The sequence below is a fragment of the Intestinimonas sp. RTP31139st1_F5_RTP31139_211217 genome (genome assembly GCF_040226735.1).
In the GTDB taxonomy this organism is placed as follows: Bacteria; Bacillota; Clostridia; order Oscillospirales; family Oscillospiraceae; genus Intestinimonas; species Intestinimonas butyriciproducens.
This window is the reverse complement of record NZ_JBCOAQ010000001.1, coordinates 372,149-390,909: the sequence shown is the minus strand read 5'-3', so window position 1 is coordinate 390,909 and position 18,761 is coordinate 372,149. Positions and strand designations below refer to the sequence as shown.

The window sequence follows — 18,761 nt, the reverse complement described above, 5'->3', positions numbered from 1 at the left end:
TTCTTTATGGTCCGCCGCGATCCGACTGTGGTATCATTAGAAAAAAGGGGGCGTGGAAATGGACGGAAATATACTTTTGGTGGACGACGATGTGTCCATTCTTCTGCTGGTCTCCGACGTGCTGGAGGAAAATGGGATGAATGTGGTGACGGCCCGTTCGGGAGAAGAGGCCGTCCGCCTGATGGAAGGGCAGAGCTTCGATCTGATCCTTCTGGATATTATGATGAAGGGGCTCAGCGGGCTGGATGTGTGCAGGAAGATCCGCAGCCGGGTGAGCTGCCCGATTCTCTTCCTCAGCGCAAAGGACAGCGTGAAGGACATTGTGGCGGGCCTGGACCTGGGGGCGGACGACTATCTGACCAAGCCGTTTGTACTGGAGGAGCTGGTGGCTCGAATACAGGCGCACCTGCGCCGGCAAATGCGCTCGGACCCCCGGCGGGCATCGGCGGGACCGATCCAGATCGGCGGGATCCGTATGGAGCCGGAGGAGATGCGGGTCACCCGAAACGGCGTGGAGGTCCCACTGTCCACCCGGGAGTTTGAGCTCCTGGCCTACCTCATGCAAAATGCGGGACAGACGCTCCCACGGGAGCGCATCTTTCACGATGTGTGGCGGACGGAGTATGGGGACGTGGGAACGGTGGCCATCAACATCAAGAACCTGAGAACCAAACTGGACCCTGACTGGCGCTATATCAAGACCGTGTGGGGATCAGGATACCGTTTTGTCACCCAAAACGGATTTGCGGAGGAGGAGAGCGATGACAGACGGAGCTGAGGGGCGGAGGTTTTCCGGGGTGGGCTGGTTGAGTTCTCATCTGTCGCGGAAGCTGCTGCTGGCCCTGGTGGCTGCGGCGGTGCTGAGCTGGGGGCTGATGTGCGGATGGTTCCTGTCCTATCTGGGGGACTACGCAGGGAACACCTATGACGGGGTGATGAGAGCGGCGGACGGAGCCGCGCAGCGTGTGGGGGCCTTCCTGGAAGGATGCGGCGGGGATTTTGCGGCACTGGAGGACTATTTGGAGGACGGAGCGCTCTACTGCATCGTGCGCGATGCGGACGGGACGCTCCTCTATGAGCGGATGCCTGCCGGTGAGGCGGGGACACGGCTGCTGGCCTCCGGGGAGCAGGAGGCCGCGCTGTCGGAAGGGCGGCGCGTCCATGTGTATGTGTGGAGCCGGGCCATCCAGCGCAATGAGTTGAGCGCAGATCTGCAGAAAAAGGCCCTGAGGGGCCTGTCCGGCCTGAATATCGGCGTATTCACGGTAGTGGCGGTCTTGATGTATCTGCTGATGCTCTCTCCAATTGTGCGGCTCCGCAAAACCATGCGCCGCTATTATGAGAAGGGGGACCGCCCCGAGCGGAGCGAGCGCCAGGATGAGATCGGGAAACTCCAGAATGCCTTTGCCGATCTGGTGGGCGTATTGGAATGTAAGGAGAAAGCGGAGCACCAGCTCATCGCCTCTATCTCCCACGATATCAAGACGCCCCTGACCTCTGTGCTCGGCTATTCCGAGCGCCTTCGCTCGGCAGAGCTTTCGCCCGAAAAGAGGCAGCAGTACCTGGACAGCGTCTATGAAAAAGCACTGAGGCTCAAGTCCATTGTGGACGAGTTCGACGATTATCTGGATGTGGGGCTGCGGGACACGGCCCCCATGCGGCTGATGACCGTGGAGGCATTCTGTGAAAAGCTCCGAATGGAATATGAGTCGGAGTTGATGGATGCCGACGTGCTGTTCAGGATCGAGTGCAGATGTCCGCAAGAGCAGATCATCTGCAACTGGGAGCATATGCGGCGCTTTTTTGGAAACCTCATTGGGAACAGCATCCAACATGCCCGGGCGGGGCATCTGGAACTGCGCCTGAGGTGCTGCAGGGAGGGAGAGCAGGTCGTCTTTTTGTTCTGGGACAACGGAAAAGGCGTACCCCCGGAGCTGCTCCAGCAGATTTTTGAGCCGCTCTACACCACAGACCCGGGGCGGAAAGTGTCCGGTCTGGGCCTGTCCATCTGCAAGAGCATCATGAAGGCGCATGGAGGGACGGTAGGAGCGGAGAGCGGCCCTGAGGGCGGGCTGCTGATCCGCGCGTCGCTGCCGTGCGTCCATCTGTAAAAAAGAGGTTCCCGCGCCGTTTGAGGCGCGGGAGCCCCCGCTCACTGCCGGAAAGTGCCGGGCGAGAAAAGGACGGGAAGAGGCGGGCTCTCTCCGGGCCGCTGTCAGGCCAAGGAGAACGATACGTCGTCCAGATCCATGCTCTGACCGCCGTCCGCGCTGACATCAAACTCGATCCTTGCCTTCACGGTTCCGGCCGGCGCGGCGATAGTGATTCCCTGGTAGTAGGCGAAATCCCGGTTGCTGTTGGTCATATCCTGCTGCCGTACCTGGATAAGCAGGCCCTGAGTCGGCTGGTCCTGTGCATTCAGATAGATTACCTTGGCAGTAACGCTAACCTTGCTGCCTTCTCCCCTGGCAAAGAAAGAAAAGCGGTGATAGCACCCGGCGTCTACGGCGATATCCTGATAGAGAACGGCGCCGTTGACCAGGTTGGCGGCCAGGTTCCCGGAATGCACCCGGCCCTGTTGGCCGACCTGGGAAACTAGATTTTTGTTATTTGCGGTCCAACTGGTGGGGACAGTATCTGTAAAAGCTTCCATACCGCCGTTTAGCACCAACTCGCCTCGAGAACGGCACGAGCAGGTGCAGGTACCCGTCGGCCCGGTGGGTCCCGTAGCGCCTGTGGCACCCGTAGCGCCTGTGGGCCCGGTGGGTCCCGTAGCGCCGGTGGGCCCGGTGAGTCCGGTAGCGCCTGCGGTGCCCGTGGCACCCGTAGCGCCGGTGGGTCCGGTAGCGCCGGCAGCGCCTGCGGTGCCCGTGGCGCCGGTGGGCCCAGTAGCGCCGGTTGCACCGGTTGCGCCCGTGGTACCGGTGGGGCCAGTTGGCCCGATACAGCATCTGGGACAGCTGCAGCAGGGATTAGGGACGCAGCACCTTATGGGTTGGCAGCCGCAGTCGCTGGAAACGCAAGCTTCGGCATCACGAAGGGATGCGGCAAAGTCGGAAGCATCGATTGATTTGCGAGGGAACATATTCATACTCATAACCTCCGGGCTATCCTATGCCGGAAGGGCGGGCATGGATACAACAAGAGCCGGAGCAGTGCGCTCCGGCTCTTGTTTGCTTAGAACTGGTTCTGGTCATTCTTCTTGTTCTGGGCCTGATCCTTCTTTTTGTTCTGGGCTTGGCCCTGATCCTTACGGTTCTTGGCGTTGCTGCGGCTGTTGTTTTGGTTCTCGTTCATGAAAACTCACCTCTTTTCGCCTGTTACGCCCCTAGTATTACCATGGAGAAGCGGAGTTTATACAGCCCAGGAGATAAAAAAGGATATAAATAGAAAAAAGAATACCAGGACACTGGATTGTGTGATATAATAGCCGCAAAGCAGATACAGGACCACGCTATCTATGAATATTTGGCCGCTTGCCGGTCGGGAAGAGCTCCGGCGGTGCTTGACGCTGGAGAACTGCCTGTATTTATAACGGTAAAATTTCACATTGCAGAGGAGGTCATTCCAAGATGAAGTGTCCGTTTTGCGGCAACCTGGAAAGTAAGGTCGTCGATTCCCGCCCCTCGGACGAGGGGGCCAGTATCCGCCGCCGCCGGGAGTGCCTGGAGTGCCACAAGCGGTTCACCACCTATGAGACAATGGAAAGCCTGCCTCTTGTGGTGATCAAAAAGGATGGCAGCCGTCAGACGTTTGACAGGGATAAGCTGCTTGGAAGCATGCTCAAGGCCTGTGAAAAACGCTCCGTCCCCCTGTCCAAGCTGGAGGAGATTGCGCAGGAGATCGAGCAGAGCCTGCAAAACGATATGGAGCGTGAAGTGAGCTCAGCCGTGATCGGGGAGATGGTGATGCAGAAGCTCAAGGAGGTGGATGAAGTGGCCTACGTCCGTTTTGCTTCGGTTTACCGCCAATTCAAAGATATCGGTACCTTTATGGATGAGCTCAACAAGCTTCTGGATGGAAAATGAACCTCATGTAAGGCTCCGGGCGGATGTCGGTCCGCCCGGAGTGTTTTATATAAATTTATTGTTTTGAGGATATTTAATATTGAAAAACAATAAATGCGAGGGTATAATATCTATCAGGACAGCATTGATGCCGCGTGGAGGATCAGAGAAGGTTTTTCAAACTGAATTCTTCCATCTCATAGAGCAGCTCGATTTGGGAGACAAGGCGGGCGTTGGCGGCGGAGTATTCGCCCCCTTCCTCACAGCGGATAAACTCAAGAACTTCCTGGAATCCGGTATGAACCTGGTCGGTGTCCGAGTGACGCAGCATGGTGTAGAGATAAAGATCGTGCTCCTCCCAGGACGCAAGGGCCTGTTGGGTAAGCGACTCGGCCTCCGACCACTCCCCGCGCTCGGCCAGGGATTCGGCCTGCGTGAGCAGGGATGTAAGCTCTGTCGAGAAGGTTTTCAGATAATGGGAGTTGACCAGTGTCGCGGCAAAGACCGCGGCGAGGAAGGCGACAGCAATCCAGAGCCTTCTCATTTTACACCGACCTCCTTGGGGACAAAATAGACCCGGTTCTGCTCGTCCACGGAGAGGAGGAATACATCCCGGACAGTGCGGACGCCGTGTTCCTCCAGGCGCTTATTGAGCCAGCCCTCGTTGAAGCCGCGGAGCTTCAAATTGTGCTCCAGCAGCCGTCCGTCATTGATGATGACAAGGGGAAGTCCGACGTCGTCCGGGAAGAGGTTCATCTGCTCGGCGGTGACGGGTCGCTGATTTGCGTAAGGAATGACGGACACCCGGCCGTTGGTCTCCAAAATCGCGTACTTGACGGTGGACAGGTCGGTGATCCCCTGGACTCTGAGCTCTTCATTTAGCTCGTCCACGGTAAAGCGGTTCCGCCTCATCTCCTGCTGATTCAGCCGCCCGTTCTCCACGATAATGCTGGGGCGTCCGCAGACGATGGCACGGAACTTGACGCTCTTCATGGTGAGCACGGAGAGGACCATGGTGACGCTGAGCAGCGTCAGGATCGGAATGATGCCGGAGAGCAGAGGGATGCCGAAGTCCTGCATGGGGACGGCCGCCAGATCCGCGATGATGAGATCGAGCACCAGCTCGGAGGGCTCCAGCTCTCCCACCTGTCGCTTTCCCATCAGACGAATGCCCGCGATGATCAGCAGATATAATATAATGGTACGCAGAAACGCGATGATCATAAAAAATGCGCTCCTCCCAAAAGATAGGTCCATCCTGGGGCGTGCACGAATCGGCGGGGCGTCCGGAACAGGGGCCCGACGGCTCAGATACGCCATAACAGTATGGTCAGAGGATACGGGGATTATACTGCGCAGGAAGGGAAAAGGGGCGCTGGGAAAATGAGACCACCGAAAAACCGAAAGCGCAGATGGGCGGTTCTGGCCGCCTTTTGCGCGCTCCTGGCCATAGCGGCGGCAGGGCTGGAAAATCGGCTGACCCTGCGGCGATATACCGTAGGCAGCGAAAAGGTGAAGAAGACGGTGCGGATCGCCCTGCTGACGGATCTGCACAGTTGCTTTTATGGAGAGGGACAGCGGGAGTTGCTGGACATGGTGGAGGCACAGCATCCGGATGTGGTGTTGCTGGGCGGCGATATTGTGGACGACGTTCTCCCGGAGGACAATGCATGGCTCACAGTACGGCGCTTGGCCGCGCGGTATCCGACTTATTATGTCACAGGCAACCACGAATACCGCAGCGGCAGGGTGGAGACGATCCGAAGGGAGATGACGGAGAGCGGCGTTATCGTGCTGGCGGGGGAGTGCCGTTCGGTGCTTATACAGGGGCAGCGTGTCGAGCTGTGCGGTGTGGACGATCCGAAGTGCGGCGGGTCTATGTGGAGCGATCAGTTGTCCGCAGCGGCGAAGGCGGCGGACCCGGACTGCCTTGCCGTGCTCCTCTCTCACCGTCCGGAGCGGGTGGAGGACTACCTGGCCTACGACTTTGATCTGGTTTTGTCGGGCCATGCCCACGGGGGACAGTGGCGCCTTCCGGGCCTGGTCAACGGCTTGCTGGCCCCGGACCAGGGATTCTTTCCGGCGTATGCGGGCGGGCTGTACCGGCTTGATGAGAACACCGACCTGGTGGTCAGCCGCGGGCTGGCCAGGGAGTCCACGCGGGTCCCGCGCATTTTCAATCCGCCGGAACTGGTCATCATTGACGTGACGCCGGCAGAATGAACCGGATATCTTTGTCCAAATCCACATATTTCTCCATTTTAAAAAAAGAATGTTGTCAGGAGAGAAAATTTGAGATAGAATCTATCAGATAAAATGCGGTGAAAGGCGGGATACTGCAGATGAAGGCCACCCTCATTCTGGAAAACGGCAGCATTTTTGAGGGACAGAGCATCGGCTCTACAGAGGACTGTGTCTGTGAGATGGTGTTCAATACCTCTATGGTGGGCTACCAGGAAATTTTGACGGACCCTTCCTACGCCGGACAGGGCGTCGTGATGTCCTATCCGCTCATTGGCAACTATGGCGTGAACAGCGAGGACAACGAGTCTTCCCGGCCCTGGGGAGAGGCATTTGTCGTTCGCCACCTCTCCCGGCGGGGCAGTAATTTCCGCTGCGAAGGTGATTTGGACGATTATTTAAAAGAACATGGGATCACGGGCATCCAAGGCGTGGATACGCGCGCTATTACCCGTATTCTCCGCAGTCAGGGTACCATGAATGGTATGATTACCTGTGCGGAGGATTTTTGTATCCAGGATGTTTTGAAAACGGTGGAGGCATATCGGGTCAAGGGTACGGTGGAGAGAGTCACTAGGAAAGCGGTGCAGGTCTATCCTCCGCTTATCCGCCAGAAACTGCGGGTGGCGCTGATGGATTTCGGTGTAAAGGAAAATATGATCCGCTGCCTCCAGAGCCGTGGCTGTGAGGTGACGGTGTTTCCGGCCCACACCACCGCCCAGGAGATCCTGGCGGGAAGATACGACGGCGTGATGCTCTCCAACGGACCGGGGGACCCCTCGGACAACGTGGCCATCATCCAGGAGATTCGGGACCTCTATGACGCCGGGATTCCCATTTTCGCCGTATGTCTAGGACATCAGCTCATGGCGCTGGCCACCGGCGCTTCCACCAGGAAGATGCGCTTCGGCCACCGGGGCGCCAATCATCCGGTGAAGGACCTGGACGCCGGCCGGGTGTTCATCACCTCTCAGAACCACGGCTATGTGGTCTGCGCCGAGAGCGTCAGCCCGGAGGTGGCCGCAGTCTCTCACGTCAACGTAAACGAGGGCAGTGTGGAGGGACTCCGGTACAAGAACGGGAATGTCTATACCGTCCAGTTCCACCCCGAGGCCTCGCCCGGCCCCAAAGATACGGAATACCTCTTTGACCGATTTATCCGCCGGATGGAAGGAGGCGCCTGGTAATGCCGAAGAACCCAAATATCAAGAAGGTACTGGTGCTGGGCTCGGGCCCCATCGTGATCGGACAGGCCGCCGAATTTGACTACGCGGGCACTCAGGCCTGCAGGGCCCTCAAGGAGGAGGGCGTGGAGGTGGTGCTGGTCAACTCAAACCCGGCCACCATCATGACTGATAAGGACATTGCGGACCATGTCTATATTGAACCTCTGAACATCGCTTCGGTGACCCAGGTCATTCAGATAGAGCGGCCTGACTCCATCCTGCCCACACTGGGCGGACAGACGGGCCTCAACCTTGCCATGAATCTCCATGAGCAGGGGATTTTAGAGGAGTACAACGTCCGGCTTCTGGGGACTTCCCCGGAGTCTATCCGCAAGGCGGAGGACCGTCAGGGTTTCAAGGACGCCATGGAGGAGTTGGGACAGCCCTGCGTGACTTCCGATGTGGTGGAGTCTGTGGAGGACGCCGTGGATTTTGCAAACTCCATCGGTTATCCTGTGATCGTCCGTCCGGCTTATACGCTGGGCGGCACCGGCGGCGGCATCGCATACGACGAACCCTCTCTGCGGGAGATCGCGGACCGGGGCATCCATATGTCCCGGGTGGGACAGGTCCTGATCGAACGGTCCATCGCCGGGTGGAAGGAGATCGAATTCGAGGTCATGCGGGACTCCGCGGGCAATGTGATCCAGATCTGCTCCATGGAGAACATCGACCCCGTGGGCGTACACACCGGCGACTCCATCGTGGTGGCGCCCACCCAGACACTGGCCAACAAGGAGTATCAAATGCTCCGCACCGCCTCTCTGGACATCATCTCCGCCCTGAGGATCGAGGGGGGCTGTAATGTCCAACTGGCGCTGAACCCAGATTCCTACGAATATGCGGTCATCGAGGTGAATCCCCGGGTGAGCCGCTCCTCCGCGCTGGCATCCAAGGCCACCGGCTATCCCATTGCCAAGGTGGCAGCCAAGATCGCGCTTGGGTATACCCTGGACGAAATCCCCAATGCGGTGACGGGGAAAACCACCGCCTGCTTCGAGCCCACGCTGGACTACTGTGTGCTGAAGATCCCGCGCCTGCCCTTTGACAAGTTCACCACCGCCAGCCGGACCCTGGGGACGCAGATGAAGGCCACAGGTGAGGTCATGGCCATCGGAAATTCCTTTGAGGGGGCCCTTATGAAGGCCATCCGCTCTCTGGAACTGCCCGTCAAATCCCTGCGTTTGGACGGCCTGGACGAGCTCTACACTGAGGAGATCGAGGAGCGTCTCGCCAATGTGGACGACCAACGGCTTTTTGTCGTGGCCGAAGCGCTCCGCCGAGGGTTTTCGCCGGAGAAGATCAACAAGATCACCCAGATGGACATCTGGTTCCTGGACCGCTTCCAGAACATCGTGGACATGGAGGACCGGCTGGAGCGGGGCCATCTGGATCGGGACACTCTGTATCTGGCCAAGGAGATGGGCTTCTCCGACGCCTGGATCGCGGCCCTCTCGGGAAAGACCGCCGCTGCGATCAAGGCCCTGCGGGGGGAGCTGGGCATTGTCCCATCCTTCAAGATGGTGGATACCTGCGCCGCCGAGTTCGAGGCGCAGACCCCTTACTACTATTCCACCTATGACGCGGAGAACGAGGCGGCGCAGCCCCATGAGTGGGGGGACGCACCGGTCTGCGAGACGCTTCGAGCCGCTGAAGCCCATGGCTATGCGCCGGACCCGGAAAAGAAAAAAGTGCTGGTGCTGGGCTCCGGCCCCATCCGTATCGGACAGGGCATTGAGTTCGACTACTGCTCCGTTCACTCTGTATGGGCCTTCCGCCGCATGGGTTATGAGACCATCATCATCAATAATAACCCGGAAACCGTCTCCACTGACTTCGATGTGGCGGACAAGCTCTATTTTGAGCCGCTGACTCCCGAGGATGTGGAGAACGTGGTGGAGCTGGAAAAGCCTTGGGGCGCGGTGGTCCAGTTCGGCGGGCAGACCGCCATCAAGCTGGCCAAGGCCCTCACAGATATGGGAGTGCCCATTCTGGGCACCTCCTCCGACGGCGTGGACGCGGCGGAGGACCGGGAGCGTTTCGATGAGATCCTCCAGCAGTGCGGTATTCCCCGTGCGGCCGGCAAAACGGTCTTTACCACCGAAGAGGCGCTGGCCGCCGCCAATGAAGTGGGGTATCCCGTGCTGGTCCGGCCCTCTTATGTGCTGGGCGGGCAGGGGATGGAGATCGCCTATCACGACCGGAACATCACCGAGTTTATGCGCATCATCAACCAGACGGTACAGGAGCACCCCATCCTGGTAGACAAATACCTCATGGGCCGCGAGGTGGAAGTGGACGGCGTCTTTGACGGCGAGGATATCCTGATTCCCGGCATCATGGAGCATGTGGAGCGGGCCGGGGTCCATTCCGGCGACTCCATTTCCGTTTACCCGCCCCTTCACATTGAGGATCAGCACAAAGAGACCATCCTCAGATACACCTATGAACTGGCCAAGGCGCTGGGGGTCATCGGCCTCATCAACATCCAATTCATCCTCTATAACGACCAGGTCTATGTGATCGAAGTGAATCCCCGCTCCAGCCGGACCATACCTTATATCTCCAAGGTTACCGGGGTGCCCATCATCGACTTGGCCACTAAGGTCATGCTGGGAGAGAAGTTGAGGGATCTGGGCTTTGGCACCGGCATCTACCCGGAGGCTCCATATTTTGCGGTCAAGATGCCTGTGTTTTCCTTTGAGAAGCTCACCGATGTGGATACCGGTCTGGGACCGGAGATGAAGTCCACCGGCGAGGTGCTGGGGATCGCGGAATCCTTCCCACAGGCGCTGCTGAAGGCATTTAAGGGTGCCAACATGAAGGTGCCTAAAAAGGGCGGCCGTGTCATCGTCACCGTGAAGGACGAGGATAAGGGGGAGATGGTCGGCATCGCCCGCGGCCTGGAGGAGATGGGGATCGAGATACTGGCCACCTCTGGGACCTGCGATGCCCTCAACGCCGCCGGAGTCCCGTCCAGGAAGGTGGCCCGCGTCTCCCAGGCCCATCCCAATATTCTGGATATGATCGCCTCCGGATCTGTGGACCTGGTGATCAATACCCCCACCAGGGGTCGCAAGCACGACACCGACGGATTCAAGATCCGCCGCGCTGCGGTGGAGCATTCGGTGGCCTGTGTCACCGCCATCGATACGGCGCACGCCATTCTGACGGTCCGGGAGCAGGGGAGAAGCGCCGACCTGCGGCCCATCGACATCACGAAAATCTGAGAGCCCTTCTTTGGGGCTCTCTCCGATCCGGCAGCCGGCAGAGCCGCTGTCTGTGGGCGGGGCGGAGGCGATAGCGCTCTGTCCCGCCGCAGACATGTTTTCGACTGTATTCTGATCCTCTCAAGGAGGGAAACGATATGAATCATCAACTTGTCATCGTACTGGATTTTGGCGGTCAGTATAACCAGCTCATTGCCCGCCGTGTCCGCGAATGCGGCGTTTACTGCGAGGTCAAGCCCTATACCACGCCGATTGCTGAGCTGAAGGCCATGGACCCCATCGGTTTCATTTTCACCGGTGGCCCCAACAGCGTCTATGAGGACGCCGCGCCCCATGTGGACCCCGCGATTTTTGAACTTGGGATCCCCGTCCTGGGGATCTGCTATGGATGCCAGCTCATGGCGCATACCCTGGGCGGACAGGTTACCGCGGCCCAGGAGGACACCGCCCGGGAGTACGGTAAGACCCGTACCTACTACGACACCGGCTGTAAGATTTTCCAGGGCCTGCCCGCAGAGGGAACATCCTGGATGAGCCATGGGGACTACATGGCCATGGTGCCCGCGGGCTTTGCCCTCACCGCTCACAGCGACAACTGCCCCAATGTGGCCATCGCCGACGCATCCAGGGGCTTTTATGGCGTTCAGTTTCACCCGGAGGTCAACCATACAGAGAACGGCACCAGGATGATCCGCAATTTCCTCTTCGAGGTCTGCGGAGCCACCGGGGACTGGACCATGGGGAATTACTGCAAATCCACGGTCGCACGGCTGCGGGAGGAGATCGGGCCCCGGGGGCGTGTCCTGCTGGCCTTATCCGGCGGCGTGGATTCCTCGGTCCTGGCCGCGCTGTTGGCCGAGGCTATTGGGGACCGCTTGACCTGCGTGTTTGTGGACCACGGCCTGATGCGGAAGCATGAGGGAGACGAAGTGGAGAGCGCCTTTAGCAAATGGAAGGTCCGGTTCGTCCGCGTAAACGCGGAGGAGCGGTTCCTGTCCAAACTGGCTGGAGTGGAGGACCCGCAGGAAAAGCGACATATCATCGGCGCGGAGTTCGGCTATGTGTTCCGGGATGAGGCCGAACAGTTTGGGATCACGGATCAGGATTTCCTGGCGCAGGGTACGATCTATCCCGACGTGATCGAGTCCGGCAAGGGAGACGCTGATGTGATCAAGAGTCATCATAACCGCCTGCTGCCACCCGAGGTGGTGGCCCGGTTCAAGGGTGTACTGGAGCCGCTGGACCTGCTCTTCAAGGATGAGGTGCGGGCCTTGGGCCGCGAGTTGGGCCTACCGGAATATCTGGTGATGCGCCAGCCCTTCCCCGGCCCTGGTCTGGCCATCCGCATCATTGGCGCCGTCACTAAGGAGAAGGCCGATACCCTGCGGGAGGCCGACGCCATTTACCGGGAGGAGATCGCCAAGACCGGTGAGGACAAAAATCTGAGCCAGTACTTCGCGGTCCTCACCAACAGCCGTTCCGTAGGCGTTATGGGAGACGGACGTACCTATGACTATACCCTGGCCCTCCGGGCTGTCACCACCAGCGATTTTATGACCGCCGATTGGGCACGGATCCCCTACGAGGTGCTGGACAAGATCTCTGTCCGACTTGTCAACGAGGTCAAAGGAATCAACCGCATCGTCTACGACATCACGTCCAAACCGCCCGCCACAATCGAGTGGGAATAAATTAAATTAGGCTTTTGAGTCCCGGAAAACCTTGATATTACAGGGTTTTCCGGGATTCTTGTTTTTTACTGGCTACAAATTGGCTACATTTGCAGCGATTTTTGTAGCCAGAGGCTCACGGCATGATGCCGTCAAGCTGTCTGGCTACCTCCACCTGCTTGTTGGGGTACAGGTGGCTGTACGTGTCCATCGTGGTCTGCACCTTCTCGTGTCCGAGACGCTCCGCGATCAGCAGCGGTGAGAAGCCCATCTCCACCAGCAGGCTGGCGTGGCTGTGTCGAATGTCATGCACCCGGATGCGCTTTGCCCCTGATACCTTGCAGCCATACTCCATTTCGTGATACAGAAAGCTCTTGGTGTAGGGAAAGAGTCGGTCGTCCTTTTGCAGCCCGTAGCAATGGGACATATACTCCTGCAAACAGTTGCAAAGACCGTCGGGAATGGGGATAGTGCGGATGCTTTTCGGTGTTTTCGGAGTGGTGATAATATCCTCTCTGCCGAGGCGCTGATAACTCTTGTTCACCGTCAGGGTCTTCTTCTCGAAGTCGATGTCCGACGGTGTGAGCGCCAGCAGCTCTCCCTCCCGAATCCCCGTGTAGTACATGGTCATGAATACCGTGTAGCTGGCGGGACGGTCTTTCATGCTCTCGATAAAGGTCTGAAACTCGTCCTTTGTCCAGAACAGCATCTCATCGGCTTTCTTCTTGCCCATGCTCCCTGCCTTGTGGCAGGGGTTTTCTTTCAGCCCGTAATACTTGACTGCGTAGTTGAAAATCGCCGTGAGCTGGTTGTTGATGCACTTGAGATAGGTCTGGGCGTAAGGCTTGCCGTTTTCATCCCGATAGCTGGTCAGGGAGTTCTGCCATTGGCGCACATGAGTGGGCTTGATCTCGTTCAGCGGGATTTTCTTGAAGAAAGGCGTTACCTTCAGGTCAATCAGCCATTTCTTGCTGGCAACGGTGGAGGGCTTGAGGCGGTGCTCCATATCCTTGACATACAGGGCGATGAAGTCGCCGAAGGTCATACCGAGGCTGCCTGTGGATTGGCTGATGAAGTCACGTTCCCATTGCAGGGCTTCCTTTTTGGTGGCGAAGCCGCGCTTCTTCTTGTGGATGGTCTTGCCCGTCCAGTCCGTCACGCGGATCTGGGACATCCAGCGACCGGTGTCGCCGTCTTTTGTTACTGACATTTTTACCTCCTTCCCTCAAGAATCAGGCTTTGATGGGGTTATTTACTCATTACTCTCGTTTTTACCGTATTTCTTTTCCAAAAGCTCTGTCCGTCTTGCAATCAGTTCATCACGGTCAAGTTCTTCCGGCTCTGTGCATTTGACTGCGTTCGCGGCATAGTATGCAAGCGTCTGCTCCTTCCAGCGCTTATATGCTGCCTGCGTGGAGTTATAGGCGCGAAGCTCGCTGCGTTCGTCCTCCCACTGCTCAAGGAACAGGCACATATCGGCGTTGAACTCTGCCATGCTCTTTCCGTCAAAGGAAATGGAACATTCCCACTGCTTGCTGCGGGGTGGCTTCTGCACGTCGATCTTGAAGTCGATGCCCTCTACCGTTTCCAGCTTAAAGAGAAAGTCCATCACATCGGCAAGCGTCCTGATCTGCGTCGTGCTGGATTCATAGCCAAGAATATAGGTTGAGGTCGTGTCCAACAGGTCGGCAATCTGATTGACAACGGCAATCGACACTTCAATCTCTCCTGTTTCGTACTTCTGTACGGTGCGGAGAGATTTTTTCAGCATTTGTGCCAGTTCGGTCTGGTTCAGCCCCTTCCGTTTTCGGAGTTGCTTGATTCTCTGCCCAATGGCGGGATAATCGAAATTGTCCATATCTGAGCAGAGAAAAAGCGGTCACGAGGGACGAAGCTCGCTGATTCCTGTGTAGAGCCGGAAAAAACGCATTTTATCGAATGGGAGCGCGTCGGACAGGGCAGACATCGTCCGGCGCGCTCCTGTTTGAAAATCGCCATTTTTCCCAAGTCAAGAGCCGAAGAAAATCCCCGAAAAACACCCCTATTGCGTGACAGAGCCGCAGAAAGGATAAGCCTATGAGAACTGGACTTACCAAGCAGGAAAAGACCACCGAAATCTATTTTGACGAGAAAGACCCCACCATCTTCATCCGCACCCACAACACCGACCTCAAAAACAGGCTGACCGCATACAGCCGCAAACACCCTGCCGTCTGCAAGCTGACGGACGTAGACCTGGACACGGGCTACAAGGAATTTGAGATTGAAAAGGGACGCTTCTCTTTCCGGCTGACCGCCCCATACAGAGAGGAACGCCGCAGGGCGGCAAGCGAAGCGGCGAAAAACGAATAAAAGGGTTTTAGGGCTTCGTTGATTGTTGCGTTGGCAACCCCACCGCAATGGTAGTGCCCTTCTCCGAACTTTTCTCTACCCAAACGGAGCCGCCGTGGAGGTCGGCGATCTCCCATACCAGTGAGAGCCCCAGTCCTGCGCCACCGTATTCCCGGCTGCGAGACTTGTCCACCCGGAAGAAGGGCTGGAAGATACTGCGCTGATACACCTCCGGGATGCCGCAGCCGGTGTCGGAGACGCGGAGCAGGAGCTTTTCCAACTCCTGAGTGACAGAAACCCGTACCGAGCCGCCCGGCCGGTTGTATTTGACGGCGTTCTCCGTCAGGTTGAAGATCAGCCGGTAGATCAGTGCATCGCTGCCGGTCATAATGCCGTCGCCCTCCGCCGTCAGCGTGACGCCGAGCTTATCTGAGAGCGGCGCAAGATCTGTGAAGATCTCCTCGATCATGGGAGCGAGCTGGATCCGCTCGTTCCGCGCCACCTGCCGCAGATTGCTCATCTCCAGCAGTGTCCTGGTCATCTGTATCAGCCGTTCCGTCTGCTCACGCAAAAGCGTGAGGAACTCCGCCGTCTCCGGTCGCACATCAGGATGCTCCGCGGAAAACAGCTCCAGCTGCGCCTGCAGCAGCGCCAGTGGCGTGCGCAGCTCGTGGGCGGCGTTGCCGGTGAACTGCCGCTGGGCGGCAAAGGCGTTGTTCAGCCGCTCCAGCATCTGGTTGAACGAGCGGCTCAGCTGCCGGAACTCCGAAATAGCGTCTTCATCGATCCTCATATCGGCAAGATTGTTCAGCTGCACCTGCTCCACCTGCGAGGCAAAGCTGCGCAGGGGCTTGAGAGCGCGTCCGCTGACGAAATAGGCGAGGATGCCGCTGAGCAGCGTTACCGCCGCCGTGATGTACCAGTTGGTGGTGCGGAAGCGCCCCTGCACCCCATCGACGACGATGGTCAACTCCTCGTTGGGCGCTATGAGCTGCGGGTCAAAGCTCGCCGCTCCGCCATCATTCAGGATCACCGTGCCGCCGCCTTGTAAGCGGTTCGCAATGGTGTCCATATAGTACACACCGGAGGAGCACAGCAGCAAATTCATGGCCACGCAGGTGATGCCGATGAGCAGGACGGACATCAGGGTGATGCGCCACTGCAAAGAAAGACGCTTCATGCTTCCTCGCCTCCCATCAGATAGCCCTCGCCGATGCGGTTGCGGATGGGGTCATAGCCCAGCGCGGCGCGGAGCTTTTTGCGCAGGGCGGAGATGTGGACGCGAATGGAATTGCTGAAGCTGTCCACGCTGTTGTCCCAGACGTGCTCCATCAGCTCCTCCTGACTCACCGGGCGCCCCTGATGCACCATTAAATATTCCAGGATTCCCGCCTCCTTGCGGGTCAGCGTCAGCGTCTGTCCGCTGACGGCGGCGGTGCGAGAGCGGGTATCAAAGCTCAGCTCGCCGCAGGAGAGCAGCACATCCTTCTGCGTGAATTGGCGCAGGGTAAGACTCCGGATACGCGCCTCCAGCTCGGCCAAGTGGAAGGGCTTTGCCAGATAGTCGTTGGCCCCGGCGTCCAGTCCCTGCACCTTGTCCTCCACCTCGCTGCGGGCGGAGAGGATCAGTACCCGCGTCTCCCGGTCGGTCTGCCGCAGGGTGCGCAGCACCGTCATGCCGTCCTTTTTCGGCAGATTCAGATCAAGAAGCACCAGATCGTATCGTTCCACGCCCAGAAGCGCCAGCGCCTTTTCGCCGTCATAGCAGTAGTCCACGCTGTAGGCCAGCCGCCGCAGGCTGCGAACGATGGTCTCGCACAGGGCGCGTTCATCTTCAATTACTAAAAGGTGCATGAGAACCCTCCTTTTTATTTCTTCGTTTTTGTGTTGCTTTCATTATAGCAAAAACAGATAAGGTTTGCGTTAAGTTTTCGTTCTTAACAGAGACTTTAACTCTCCCGCGCTATGATGGGGGCAGAAAATCGGAAAGGGTGATGAAAAATGGGCTGCGGAAAAAAGGCTGCGGCGCAGGTCGTGCTGCTGATGGCCGGAGCCGCCATGCTGTGCTTTGGTGTCTGGCGGGGCGAGGCGGCGACAGTGCTGAGCAAAGCAATCAAATTATGTCTGGAGTGTGTGGGCATTGGGTAAAAAGTTTTCAGGCGTTTCACAGACCATGTCCCGCTTCCGGGGCTGGATTCAGGCGGGGGCGACGCTGCTGACCAACCTGCATCTGCCGAACTTTCTCAAGGGCGGACTGTATCAGGGCGCGGGGAAGACTGTCTGCGTGCCGGGGCTGAACTGCTACTCCTGTCCGGCGGCTTCCGGAGCCTGTCCCATCGGGGCGTTTCAGGCAGTGGTGGGCTCGTCCAAGTTCAGCTTCTCCTATTATATCACAGGCTTTCTCATCCTGCTGGGCGTGCTGCTGGGGCGCTTTATCTGCGGCTTCCTCTGTCCCTTCGGCTGGTTTCAGGAGCTGCTGCATAAGATCCCGACAAAGAAGCTCTCCACAAAGAAGCTCAAGCCCCTGACATACCTGAAATACGCCGTCCTACTGGTGATGGTATTCCTGCTGCCGGCGTTCCTTGTGAATGATGTAGGGATGGGAGACCCGTTCTTCTGTAAGTATCTCTGCCCCCAGGGCGTGCTGGAGGGAGCCATCCCGCTGTCCCTCGCCAATGCCGGCATCCGGGCGGCGCTGGGCAAGCTGTTTACATGGAAATTCAGCATCCTGCTGGCAGTGATCGTGCTGAGCGTGCTGTTCTACCGTCCCTTCTGCAAGTGGCTCTGCCCGCTGGGCGCTTTCTACGCGCTGTTCAACCGGGTGTCCCTCTTCCAGATGAAGGTGGACAAGAATAAGTGCGTCTCCTGCGGGAAGTGCGCCAGAGCCTGCAAGATGGATGTGGATGTGACGAAAACGCCCAACCATACCGAGTGCATCCGCTGCGGAATGTGCATCCGCGCCTGTCCGACCAATGCCGTGCGCTTCCGCTATGGCTTTGGAGACGGTAAAAATAAACCTGCTGCGGCAGAAATGCCGCAGCAGAATATCGACAAGAATCAGGAGGAACGTATATGAACGCAAAGAAACTGGCAACACTGCTGCTGGTCGCTGTGCTGGCCCTCTCTCTGGCAGCCTGCGGCACGAAGAACAATGACAAGATGGGCGACATGGGCGGCAACGGCTCCGCCATGACTGGCGAGCCGAAAAACGCCGAGGAGGCGCTCGCCCTGCACAAGGAGCTGCTGGAGCGGGAGAACGCGATCCTGTCGGAAAATACCGAGCTCTGGGAGAAGGTGTTCATGGCGGCCGATAAGGGCATGACCATGCAGGAGGACGGGAAAAATTACGGAGACTTCCTGCTGGATACCGTTGAGGCTGCTAAAGAGCAGTTCACCGACAAGGAGTATGAGTGGCTGAAGGAGTCAGCCACGGAGATCAGCAATATTGAAAACAAGCTGACCGCGCTGGAGGAAAAGTACCCTGAGATCGTGCAGCAATCCATGGACGGCGATATGAGCATGCCCGCGGGCAGCGACACGAGCAACCCTCCCGACGACGGCAGTATGCAGAAGTTCCCCGCCTTTGAAGGGAAAGATCTGGACGGCAACACGGTGAAGAGCAAGGAGCTGTTCGCCAGCAACGCCGTCACCGTGGTGAATTTCTGGTTCACCACCTGCAATCCCTGCGTAGGCGAGCTTTCCGAGCTGGACGCACTGAACAAGGAGCTTGCGAAGAAGGGCGGCGCACTCATCGGCGTCAACACCTTCACGTTGGACGGCGACGAAACGGCAATTTCCGAGGCGAAGGATGTGCTTGCCAAGAAGGGCGCCACCTATCAGAATGTGTATTTTGACTCCGACGGTGAGGCGGGAAAGTTTACCACCAACATCTTTGCCTATCCCACCACCTATGTGGTCGACCGCAACGGCAATATCGTGGGTGACCCCATCGTAGGCGCCATCACGGAAAAGAAGCAGGCGGAGACGCTGCAAGCCCAAATCGACAAGGCACTCGCCGCCGATATGGGCTGACCCGAGATTTAAAAAGTGCCTGCT

The 18,761-nt window shown here is 58.1% G+C and carries 18 protein-coding genes; 11 read left to right on the top strand and 7 right to left on the bottom strand.

Annotated elements, in window-relative coordinates; genetic code table 11:
- Window positions 1-58: 58 nt before the first annotated feature.
- The gene (locus ABUA09_RS02145) at window positions 59-778 is read left to right on the top strand and encodes a response regulator transcription factor (RefSeq protein WP_349949048.1); all 720 of its coding nucleotides are present in this window, start codon (window positions 59-61) and stop codon (window positions 776-778) included.
- Window positions 762-2,111 (top strand): HAMP domain-containing sensor histidine kinase, encoded by a 1,350-nt coding sequence (locus ABUA09_RS02140; RefSeq protein ID WP_349949047.1) that lies wholly within the window; start codon window positions 762-764, stop codon window positions 2,109-2,111. The genes ABUA09_RS02145 and ABUA09_RS02140 overlap by 17 nt, the downstream gene beginning before the upstream one ends.
- A gap of 104 nt (window positions 2,112-2,215) precedes the next feature.
- On the opposite strand, the gene ABUA09_RS02135 is transcribed toward ABUA09_RS02140, so the two are convergent.
- The gene (locus ABUA09_RS02135; protein WP_349949045.1) at window positions 2,216-2,653 is read right to left on the bottom strand and encodes a hypothetical protein; all 438 of its coding nucleotides are present in this window, start codon (window positions 2,651-2,653) and stop codon (window positions 2,216-2,218) included.
- Between the two features lie 919 nt (window positions 2,654-3,572).
- On the opposite strand from ABUA09_RS02135, the gene nrdR reads away from it, so the two are divergent.
- On the top strand, window positions 3,573-4,028 hold the full coding sequence (gene nrdR / locus ABUA09_RS02130) for a transcriptional regulator NrdR (RefSeq protein ID WP_033116499.1): 456 nt from the start codon (window positions 3,573-3,575) through the stop codon (window positions 4,026-4,028).
- A 142-nt stretch (window positions 4,029-4,170) separates the two neighbouring features.
- Here the strand turns inward: nrdR and ABUA09_RS02125 are convergent, their stop codons facing one another.
- Both ABUA09_RS02125 and ABUA09_RS02120 read right to left on the bottom strand, forming a co-directional pair.
- Window positions 4,171-4,551 carry a DUF4363 family protein gene (locus ABUA09_RS02125; protein WP_033116500.1) on the bottom strand — a complete coding sequence of 127 codons (381 nt, stop codon included), beginning with the start codon at window positions 4,549-4,551 and terminating at the stop codon, window positions 4,171-4,173.
- Entirely contained in the window at window positions 4,548-5,231 is a 684-nt protein-coding gene (locus tag ABUA09_RS02120; protein ID WP_033116501.1) for a DUF421 domain-containing protein, read from the bottom strand. The genes ABUA09_RS02125 and ABUA09_RS02120 overlap by 4 nt, the downstream gene beginning before the upstream one ends.
- Before the next feature lie 159 nt (window positions 5,232-5,390).
- Between ABUA09_RS02120 and ABUA09_RS02115 the strand changes: the two genes are divergently transcribed.
- The 4 genes from ABUA09_RS02115 to guaA all read left to right on the top strand — a co-directional run bounded on the left by ABUA09_RS02115 (window position 5,391) and on the right by guaA (window position 12,395).
- The gene (locus tag ABUA09_RS02115; protein ID WP_033116502.1) at window positions 5,391-6,230 is read left to right on the top strand and encodes a metallophosphoesterase; all 840 of its coding nucleotides are present in this window, start codon (window positions 5,391-5,393) and stop codon (window positions 6,228-6,230) included.
- 119 nt (window positions 6,231-6,349) lie between these two features.
- Window positions 6,350-7,435, top strand: coding sequence for a carbamoyl phosphate synthase small subunit (locus ABUA09_RS02110; protein WP_195607472.1), 1,086 nt, complete (start codon window positions 6,350-6,352; stop codon window positions 7,433-7,435).
- On the top strand, window positions 7,435-10,704 hold the full coding sequence (gene carB, locus ABUA09_RS02105) for a carbamoyl-phosphate synthase large subunit (protein WP_058117820.1): 3,270 nt from the start codon (window positions 7,435-7,437) through the stop codon (window positions 10,702-10,704). Before ABUA09_RS02110 ends, carB begins: the two co-directional genes overlap by 1 nt.
- Window positions 10,705-10,841: 137 nt before the next feature.
- Complete coding sequence (gene guaA / locus ABUA09_RS02100; protein WP_058117819.1) at window positions 10,842-12,395, top strand: glutamine-hydrolyzing GMP synthase; 1,554 nt, start codon at window positions 10,842-10,844, stop codon at window positions 12,393-12,395.
- Window positions 12,396-12,510: 115 nt separating this feature from the next.
- Here guaA and ABUA09_RS02095 read toward each other — a convergent pair whose 3' ends face one another.
- Both ABUA09_RS02095 and ABUA09_RS02090 read right to left on the bottom strand, forming a co-directional pair.
- Window positions 12,511-13,584 (bottom strand): site-specific integrase, encoded by a 1,074-nt coding sequence (locus ABUA09_RS02095; protein ID WP_058117818.1) that lies wholly within the window; start codon window positions 13,582-13,584, stop codon window positions 12,511-12,513.
- Window positions 13,585-13,626: 42 nt separating this feature from the next.
- Entirely contained in the window at window positions 13,627-14,232 is a 606-nt protein-coding gene (locus ABUA09_RS02090; RefSeq protein WP_058117817.1) for a helix-turn-helix domain-containing protein, read from the bottom strand.
- A 218-nt stretch (window positions 14,233-14,450) separates the two neighbouring features.
- Between ABUA09_RS02090 and ABUA09_RS02085 the strand changes: the two genes are divergently transcribed.
- Complete coding sequence (locus ABUA09_RS02085; protein WP_058117816.1) at window positions 14,451-14,726, top strand: hypothetical protein; 276 nt, start codon at window positions 14,451-14,453, stop codon at window positions 14,724-14,726.
- 7 nt (window positions 14,727-14,733) lie between these two features.
- Here the strand turns inward: ABUA09_RS02085 and ABUA09_RS02080 are convergent, their stop codons facing one another.
- Together ABUA09_RS02080 and ABUA09_RS02075 are read right to left on the bottom strand one after the other, a co-directional pair.
- On the bottom strand, window positions 14,734-15,885 hold the full coding sequence (locus tag ABUA09_RS02080; RefSeq protein ID WP_058117815.1) for a sensor histidine kinase: 1,152 nt from the start codon (window positions 15,883-15,885) through the stop codon (window positions 14,734-14,736).
- Complete coding sequence (locus ABUA09_RS02075) at window positions 15,882-16,559, bottom strand: response regulator transcription factor (RefSeq protein ID WP_349949042.1); 678 nt, start codon at window positions 16,557-16,559, stop codon at window positions 15,882-15,884. Before ABUA09_RS02075 ends, ABUA09_RS02080 begins: the two co-directional genes overlap by 4 nt.
- Before the next feature lie 147 nt (window positions 16,560-16,706).
- On the opposite strand from ABUA09_RS02075, the gene ABUA09_RS02070 reads away from it, so the two are divergent.
- Genes ABUA09_RS02070 through ABUA09_RS02060 form a run of 3 tightly spaced genes read left to right on the top strand, consistent with a single transcriptional unit; the run spans window position 16,707 to window position 18,737 of the window.
- A complete protein-coding gene (locus tag ABUA09_RS02070; RefSeq protein ID WP_167546170.1) occupies window positions 16,707-16,853 on the top strand; it encodes a CD1871A family CXXC motif-containing protein in 147 nt (48 codons plus the stop codon).
- A gap of 25 nt (window positions 16,854-16,878) precedes the next feature.
- Window positions 16,879-17,781, top strand: coding sequence for a 4Fe-4S binding protein (locus ABUA09_RS02065; protein WP_349949056.1), 903 nt, complete (start codon window positions 16,879-16,881; stop codon window positions 17,779-17,781).
- Window positions 17,778-18,737 (top strand): TlpA disulfide reductase family protein, encoded by a 960-nt coding sequence (locus ABUA09_RS02060; protein ID WP_349949041.1) that lies wholly within the window; start codon window positions 17,778-17,780, stop codon window positions 18,735-18,737. The genes ABUA09_RS02065 and ABUA09_RS02060 overlap by 4 nt, the downstream gene beginning before the upstream one ends.
- Window positions 18,738-18,761: the final 24 nt, after the last annotated feature.

Excerpts from the sequence above, each read along its gene's own strand:
- ABUA09_RS02145 (WP_349949048.1), top strand. The coding sequence starts at position 59 with ATGGACGGAAATATACTTTTGGTGGACGACGATGTGTCCATTCTTCTG.
- ABUA09_RS02140 (WP_349949047.1), top strand. The coding sequence starts at position 762 with ATGACAGACGGAGCTGAGGGGCGGAGGTTTTCCGGGGTGGGCTGGTTG.
- ABUA09_RS02135 (WP_349949045.1), bottom strand. The coding sequence starts at position 2,653 with ATGGAAGCTTTTACAGATACTGTCCCCACCAGTTGGACCGCAAATAAC.
- nrdR (WP_033116499.1), top strand. The coding sequence starts at position 3,573 with ATGAAGTGTCCGTTTTGCGGCAACCTGGAAAGTAAGGTCGTCGATTCC.
- ABUA09_RS02125 (WP_033116500.1), bottom strand. The coding sequence starts at position 4,551 with ATGAGAAGGCTCTGGATTGCTGTCGCCTTCCTCGCCGCGGTCTTTGCC.
- ABUA09_RS02120 (WP_033116501.1), bottom strand. The coding sequence starts at position 5,231 with ATGATCATCGCGTTTCTGCGTACCATTATATTATATCTGCTGATCATC.
- ABUA09_RS02115 (WP_033116502.1), top strand. The coding sequence starts at position 5,391 with ATGAGACCACCGAAAAACCGAAAGCGCAGATGGGCGGTTCTGGCCGCC.
- ABUA09_RS02110 (WP_195607472.1), top strand. The coding sequence starts at position 6,350 with ATGAAGGCCACCCTCATTCTGGAAAACGGCAGCATTTTTGAGGGACAG.
- carB (WP_058117820.1), top strand. The coding sequence starts at position 7,435 with ATGCCGAAGAACCCAAATATCAAGAAGGTACTGGTGCTGGGCTCGGGC.
- guaA (WP_058117819.1), top strand. The coding sequence starts at position 10,842 with ATGAATCATCAACTTGTCATCGTACTGGATTTTGGCGGTCAGTATAAC.
- ABUA09_RS02095 (WP_058117818.1), bottom strand. The coding sequence starts at position 13,584 with ATGTCAGTAACAAAAGACGGCGACACCGGTCGCTGGATGTCCCAGATC.
- ABUA09_RS02090 (WP_058117817.1), bottom strand. The coding sequence starts at position 14,232 with ATGGACAATTTCGATTATCCCGCCATTGGGCAGAGAATCAAGCAACTC.
- ABUA09_RS02085 (WP_058117816.1), top strand. The coding sequence starts at position 14,451 with ATGAGAACTGGACTTACCAAGCAGGAAAAGACCACCGAAATCTATTTT.
- ABUA09_RS02080 (WP_058117815.1), bottom strand. The coding sequence starts at position 15,885 with ATGAAGCGTCTTTCTTTGCAGTGGCGCATCACCCTGATGTCCGTCCTG.
- ABUA09_RS02075 (WP_349949042.1), bottom strand. The coding sequence starts at position 16,559 with ATGCACCTTTTAGTAATTGAAGATGAACGCGCCCTGTGCGAGACCATC.
- ABUA09_RS02070 (WP_167546170.1), top strand. The coding sequence starts at position 16,707 with ATGGGCTGCGGAAAAAAGGCTGCGGCGCAGGTCGTGCTGCTGATGGCC.
- ABUA09_RS02065 (WP_349949056.1), top strand. The coding sequence starts at position 16,879 with ATGTCCCGCTTCCGGGGCTGGATTCAGGCGGGGGCGACGCTGCTGACC.
- ABUA09_RS02060 (WP_349949041.1), top strand. The coding sequence starts at position 17,778 with ATGAACGCAAAGAAACTGGCAACACTGCTGCTGGTCGCTGTGCTGGCC.